Origin of the sequence: uncultured Nevskia sp. (assembly GCF_903885465.1) — a bacterium.
In the GTDB taxonomy this organism is placed as follows: Bacteria; Pseudomonadota; Gammaproteobacteria; order Nevskiales; family Nevskiaceae; genus Nevskia.
The window spans coordinates 1-6,548 of sequence record NZ_CAISIQ010000321.1; the positions used below are offsets into that span (position 1 = coordinate 1).

The window sequence follows — 6,548 nt, forward strand, 5'->3', positions numbered from 1 at the left end:
CACCGATCTGATGCGAGTCGTCGGCATCGACAGCTACGACCACGCGCTGCCACTGGCCGGGCTGCTGCAGGACGCGCTCGCGCTGCCGCTGTTCGACGGCGGCAACATGGGCGTTCGCCGCCGCCAGCTGCATGAACTCCTACGCTCAGCGAATTTCGCATGAATCCAGCTTCCACAGCTTCCTCCGCGGCCCTGCCGACTTCAGCCGCCGTCGCCGTGATCGGCGCTGGCGCGATGGGTGCCGGCATCGCCCAGCTTGCCGCCGTTGCCGGCCACGAAGTCTGGCTGTATGACATGCGCGCCGGTGCGGCGGAGACGGCGATCGCCGGCATTCGCGCCCAGCTTGCCAAGCTGGTCGAGAAGAAGAAGCTCAGCGCCGAGCAATTCGATGCCGCGTCCGCCGCGCTGAAGCCAGCAACGGCGATCGAAGACCTGCGTGAAGCGAAGCTGGTCGTCGAAGCGATCGTCGAAGACCTCGAAGCCAAGCGCGGCTTGTTCGCCACGCTTGAAGCCTTTCTAGCGCCAGACGCGATTCTCGCCAGCAATACCTCGTCGCTGTCGATCACCGCGATCGCCGCCAAGCTGAAGCGGCCGGAACGATTGGTCGGCATGCACTTCTTCAATCCGGCGCCGCTGATGGCGCTGGTCGAAGTGATTTCTGGCGCGGCGACCGATGCAGCGCTTGCCGCCACCGTGTTCGCCACCGCCGAGCGCTGGGGCAAGACGCCGGTGCATGCGCGTTCCACACCCGGCTTCATCGTCAATCGCGTCGCCCGGCCGTATTACGCCGAAGCCCTGCGCCTGCTGCAGGAAGGCGTGGCCGATGTCGCCACGATCGATGCGGTGATGCGCGAGTCCGGCGGCTTCCGCATGGGGCCGTTCGAGTTGATGGACATGATCGGCCACGACGTGAACTACGCCGTGACCCGCTCGGTGTTCGATGCCTACTACGGCGATCCGCGCTTCCAGCCGTCGCTGCTGCAACTGGAGCTGGTACAGGCCGGTTACCTCGGCCGCAAGAGCGGGCGCGGCTTCTATGACTATCGCGAGGGCGCGACCAAGGCTGCGCCCGCCAGCCTGGCACCGCAGCCGCGTCCGGCGCATATCGAACTGAATCTGGGAGCACCGATCGGCGCGGCACTGGCGCAACGGCTCTATGCGTCTGCGGCCCTGCCTGTGCTGACCATGGCTGCACCAGCCGATGGCCGCATCGCGACCGTCGACGGTGTGGCGCTGTTCGCCAGCGATGGCCGAAGTGCCACCGCGCGCGCCGCTGCGCTCGGCATCGGCGAGGTCGTGGTCATCGATCTGATGCTCGACGCGGCCACCGCCAAGCGCGCGGCGATTGCCGTTGCTGCACAGAGTTCGCCGGCTGCGCTGGTGGCGATCACCGGTCTGTTGCAGGCCGCCGGTTTCGCAGTTTCCCAGCTGGCCGATGCTCCCGGGCTGGCGGTGCTGCGCACGGTGGCGATGCTGGCCAATGAAGCGAGCGATGCCGTGCATCAGCAGGTCTGCAATGCGGCGGCAGTCGATATCGCGATGCGTGGCGGCGTCGGTTATCCGATCGGACCCCTGGAATGGGCGGCGCGCATCGGTGCTGGCACCGTGCTTGCGGCGCTCGACTACCTGGCCGGGCATTACGGCGAGCCGCGTTATCGCGCCTCGCCCCGCCTGCGCCAGCAGGTGCTCGCTTCGAGCGCCTCAGCCCATTCCCCTGGAGACGCAACGTGAGTGAAGGTCCGGAAAAGCAACTGGTGATGAACGTCCTGATGACCTCGGACATGGCCAATTTCAGCGGCAATGTCCATGGCGGCCGCATCCTGTCGCTGCTCGACAACGTCGCCTACGCCTGTGCGGCGCGCTACAGCAAGCATTACGTGGTGACTCTGGCCGTCGACCAGATGTTCTTCAAGGAGCCGATCCATGTCGGCGATCTGGTGACCTTCAAGGCGGCGATCAACTACACCGGCAAGTCGTCCATGGAAGTCGGCATCCGGGTCGAGGCCGAGCATCTGCACACCGGCGTGCGTCGCCACACCAACACCTGCTACTTCACGATGGTGGCGCTCGATGCCGACCGCAAACCAGCGCCGGTGCCGGCCTTGAAGCTGGAAACCGATGAAGAGCGCACCCGCTACGCCGCTGCCGAGTGGCGCCGCGATCAACGCAAGGCCAACGCTGCGAGGGCAGGACGATGAGCGACATCATTCCGATCGATGCCACCGATCCGGTGGCGCTGGCAATGGCCGTTGGTGGCGCGATGTTCGGGCGCGATCAGGCTTCGCAGACGCTGGGCGTGACCATTCTCGACATCGGCCCTGGTTACGCGACGCTGACCATGACCGTGCGCCCGGACATGCTCAACGGCCATCAGACCTGCCACGGCGGCTTCCTGTTCGCGCTGGCCGACAGCGCCTTCGCCTTCGCCTGCAACAGCCGCAACGAAGCGACGGTAGCGGCCGGCTGCAACATCGAATACCTGCGCCCGGTGCCGGTCGGCACCTTGCTGACGGCGACTGCCGTCGAGCGCTCGCTTGCGGGCCGCAGCGGCGTCTACGACGTGACCCTGACTGATCCCGAGCGCGTGATCGTGGCGCTGTTCCGCGGCAAGTCTGCCCGGGTCAAGGGCGATGTCCTGAATGCTTCAATCCCTGAATCTGCCGTCAATCCATAGAGATCGCGCGAATTGCACGTTCCGGCAGCGGCCCTGCACCCGGGGTCATGTGCGCTGGCCGGAAACGATGAACAGTTCGCAGCATCCCCATCTGCACGCCACAGCGACATCTGCGAGGAGTAGTTCCATGGTCAGCCGTCACCCATCCAGAGCCGCAACGCTCGATCCGATCGAACGCGCGAGCCGCGATGAACTCCAGGCACTGCAGTTGGAGCGCATGCGCTGGTCGCTGCGCCATGCTTATGACAACGTCGCTCACTATCGGAAGAGCTTCGATGCGGCCGGCGTCCATCCGGATGATCTGAAGTCGCTGGCCGATCTCGCCAAGTTCCCGTTCACGACCAAGAAGGACCTGCGCGACAACTATCCCTTCGGCCTGTTCGCCGTGCCGCGGGATCAGATCTCGCGCATCCACGGTTCGAGCGGCACCACCGGCAAGCCGACGGTCGTCGGCTACACCGCGAAGGACATCTCGACCTGGGCTGATGTGGTGGCGCGCAGCATCCGCGCTGCTGGTGGCGGGCCGGACGACATGGTTCACATCGCCTATGGCTACGGCCTGTTCACCGGTGGCCTCGGTGCGCACTACGGCGCCGAACGCCTGGGCTGCACGGTGGTGCCGATGTCCGGTGGCCAGACCGAGAAGCAGGTGCAGCTGATCCAGGACTTCAAGCCCGACATCATCATGGTGACGCCGAGCTACATGCTGAACCTGATCGAGGAGTTCCATCGCCAAGGCCTCGATCCAGCTCAATCAAGCTTGCGCACCGGCATCTTCGGCGCCGAGCCCTGGACCAACGCGATGCGCCAGGAAATCGAGAACCGCGCCGACATCGATGCCGTCGACATCTACGGCCTGTCAGAAGTGATGGGCCCCGGTGTCGCCAGCGAATGCATCGAGACCAAGGATGGCCCGACGATCTGGGAAGACCATTTCTATCCGGAGATCATCGACCCGGTTACCGGTGAAGTGGTCGCCGATGGCGAGGAAGGCGAACTGGTGTTCACCAGCCTCACCAAGGAAGCGCTGCCGATCATCCGCTACCGCACGCGCGATCTGACGCGCCTGCTGCCGCCGAGCGCGCGCAGCATGCGGCGCATGGGCAAGATTACCGGCCGCTCGGATGACATGCTGATCATCCGCGGCGTCAACGTCTTCCCGACCCAGATCGAGGAACTGCTGCTGCGCTGCCCCCAGCTGACGCCGAACTATCTGATCGAAGTCATCCGCGAAGGCAACCTCGACCAGCTGCTGGTCAATGTCGAACTGTCAGTGGCCGATGCCGGCATCGAAGACGGCCTGCGCAAGGAAGTGAGCAGCAATCTCCAGCATCTGGTGAAGACCTACGTCGGCATCAGCGTCCGCGTGCTGCTGCATCACCCGGAGACGCTGGAGCGTTCGATCGGCAAGGCCAAGCGCGTGATCGATCGCCGGCCGAAGGAAAGCGCGCCGGCCGTTCAACTCGTCACCCGCTGAACAACATCGTCAGTCCCGCGCAGGCGGGAATGACGGATCCACATCACGCCTCTCCGGGGCTGCCGCCCGTCGAAATGACGCTCGGTAGTGCCATCCGAGGCACTACCGAAAGTTCGCATCATTCCGACCATGAATCACGCCTACATCTGCGACGCCATCCGCACGCCCTTCGGCCGTTACGGCGGCGCGCTGGCCAATGTCCGCACCGACGATCTCGCAGCACTGCCGATCGCGGCACTGATGCAGCGCAATCCGAACGTCGACTGGGCGGCCGTCGAAGACGTGCTCTACGGCTCGGCCAATCAGGCCGGTGAAGACAACCGCAACGTTGCGCGCATGGCTGCGCTGCTCGCCGGCTTGCCGCAGGAAGTTCCGGGTTCGACGATCAACCGCCTGTGCGGATCCAGCCTCGATGCCATCGGTATGGCCGCCCGAGCGATCAAGGCCGGCGAAACCCAGTTGATGATCGCCGGCGGTGTCGAAAGCATGACCCGCGCGCCATTCGTGATGGGCAAGGCCGACAGCGCCTGCTCGCGCGTCGCCAAGATCGAGGACACGACGATCGGCTGGCGCTTCATCAATCCGCTACTGAAGGCCAAGTACGGCATCGACTCGATGCCGGAAACCGCCGAGAACGTCGCCGAGCAGTTCGGCATCTCGCGCGCCGATCAGGATGCCTTCGCGATCCGCAGCCAGCAGCGCTGGGCTGCCGCGCATGCCGCCGGTTTCTTTGCCAACGAACTGGTGCCGGTCGCCATCCCGCAAAAGAAGGGCGAAGCGCTGCAGTTCACGGCCGATGAACACCCGCGCCCGGATACGACCCTGGCGATGCTCGCCAAGCTGAAAGGTGTCGTGAAGCCGGATGGCAGCGTCACCGCCGGTAACGCGTCAGGCGTCAACGACGGTGCCTGCGCCGTGCTACTGGCGTCGGAGGCTGCTGCAGGACGCTACAGCCTCAAGCCACGCGCCAGAGTGCTGGCGATGGCCACGGTCGGCTTGGCGCCACGGATCATGGGTTTCGGCCCTGCACCCGCGACGAAGAAAGTGCTGGCGCTGGCCGGCCTGAAGCTGTCGCAGATCGACGTCATCGAACTCAACGAAGCGTTTGCGGCGCAAGGCCTGGCCGTGACCCGCGATCTCGGCCTCGCCGACGATGCCGCCCACGTCAACGCCAACGGCGGCGCGATCGCCATCGGCCATCCGCTGGGTGCTTCAGGTGCGCGTCTGGTGACCACTGCGCTGAACCAGCTCGAACGTACCGGTGGCCGCTATGCGCTGTGCACGATGTGCATCGGCGTCGGCCAGGGCATCGCCATGGTCATCGAACGGGTCTGAGCGCAGGCTCAGAGCGTCTAGGACTTCCGCTCGAACACCAGCAAGGTCGAGGTCGCCGAGGCGTACAGGCGGCCGGCTTCATCGGTGATCCGCGCTTCGGCAAAGGCCACGCGCTTGCCGATCGAAACCACCTTGCCCTCGGCGCGCACCAGGCCGGTGCTGGCGCTCAGTGCGCGGTGATAGGCGATCTTCAGTTCCAGCGTCGTGTAGCCCTGCTCGCTGCTCAGCGCGGAATGCACGGCGCAGCCACAGGCCGAGTCGAGCAAGGTGGCCGCGTAGCCGCCATGCACGGAACCGATCGGGTTGTAGGCATGCGCACCCGGCGTCGCCGCAAACACCGCACGGCCTTCCGAGACTTCGACCAGCGAGAACTTCAGCGTCTCGCCGATCGCCGGTTGCTGACCACTCGCGAGCCAGCCTTGCAACTGTTCCAGGCCGTTTGCAGCGCCGGGTTGTTCCAGCAGATTCATGTTGTTCTCGATTGTCCGGGTGACCGAAGAATGAACGGCTGCGATGAAGGCTTTGAGCCTTGGCTGATCAGAACTGATAGCCGAGGCGGATCGCCAGTTCGTTGGTCTGGCTGATCAGATGCACGACGTTCTTGTTGGGATTGTTGCCCCAAGCGTTGTCGAGCACCAGGTTGTAGAACAGATTCACGGTCATATTGCCGCGCGGCTTCCACTGCACGCCCGGCTGGAACAGCACGCCACCCTGCACATCGATGAGCGTCGCGAAGTTGAGCTCGTAGATGTAGTTCGGGAACGGCTGCACAGCGGCCAACACCACGTAGTTGGCGCCGGCACTAAGGCCCGGATTGATCTTCGGGGTGGTGCTGGTCGGCACGTGTGGATCGAGCTGGATGCCATTGCGGCTGTAGTTCTCGCTGCCATAGCCATCCAGCAACAGGCCGACGAGATCGCTGTTCTTCTGCCAGAGATACTGGAACACCAGGTAGGTGGCCGGGAACTCGGTGGAGAAGCGCTGATACTTCTCAGCCACGAAGCCCACCTGGATTTCTTCGCGTTTATCGAAGTTCTTGCCCAGATCGATGGCCGTGAATAC

The 6,548-nt window shown here is 64.7% G+C and carries 6 protein-coding genes and 2 pseudogenes; 6 read left to right on the forward strand and 2 right to left on the reverse strand.

The window, feature by feature from the left end; all coding sequences use genetic code 11:
* The 6 genes and pseudogenes from QZY06_RS22225 to pcaF all read left to right on the forward strand — a co-directional run.
* Positions 1-163 (forward strand): annotated as a pseudogene (locus QZY06_RS22225) (acyl-CoA dehydrogenase); the annotation flags it as partial.
* On the forward strand, positions 160-1,731 hold the full coding sequence (locus QZY06_RS12380; RefSeq protein WP_295684755.1) for a 3-hydroxyacyl-CoA dehydrogenase: 1,572 nt from the start codon (positions 160-162) through the stop codon (positions 1,729-1,731). The pseudogene QZY06_RS22225 and the gene QZY06_RS12380, both read left to right, overlap by 4 nt.
* Positions 1,732-1,757: 26 nt before the next feature.
* A complete protein-coding gene (locus tag QZY06_RS12385; RefSeq protein WP_367275631.1) occupies positions 1,758-2,198 on the forward strand; it encodes an acyl-CoA thioesterase in 441 nt (146 codons plus the stop codon).
* Positions 2,195-2,674 (forward strand): hydroxyphenylacetyl-CoA thioesterase PaaI, encoded by a 480-nt coding sequence (gene paaI, locus QZY06_RS12390; protein ID WP_295684759.1) that lies wholly within the window; start codon positions 2,195-2,197, stop codon positions 2,672-2,674. Before QZY06_RS12385 ends, paaI begins: the two co-directional genes overlap by 4 nt.
* Positions 2,675-2,801: 127 nt before the next feature.
* Entirely contained in the window at positions 2,802-4,151 is a 1,350-nt protein-coding gene (paaK, locus tag QZY06_RS12395) for a phenylacetate--CoA ligase PaaK (RefSeq protein WP_295684763.1), read from the forward strand.
* 129 nt (positions 4,152-4,280) lie between these two features.
* Positions 4,281-5,486 (forward strand): 3-oxoadipyl-CoA thiolase, encoded by a 1,206-nt coding sequence (pcaF, locus tag QZY06_RS12400; protein ID WP_295684765.1) that lies wholly within the window; start codon positions 4,281-4,283, stop codon positions 5,484-5,486.
* A 17-nt stretch (positions 5,487-5,503) separates the two neighbouring features.
* Here the strand turns inward: pcaF and QZY06_RS12405 are convergent, their stop codons facing one another.
* Together QZY06_RS12405 and QZY06_RS12410 are read right to left on the reverse strand one after the other, a co-directional pair.
* The gene (locus QZY06_RS12405; protein WP_295684768.1) at positions 5,504-5,956 is read right to left on the reverse strand and encodes a PaaI family thioesterase; all 453 of its coding nucleotides are present in this window, start codon (positions 5,954-5,956) and stop codon (positions 5,504-5,506) included.
* A gap of 67 nt (positions 5,957-6,023) precedes the next feature.
* Positions 6,024-6,548, reverse strand: a pseudogene (locus QZY06_RS12410) (hypothetical protein); the annotation flags it as partial.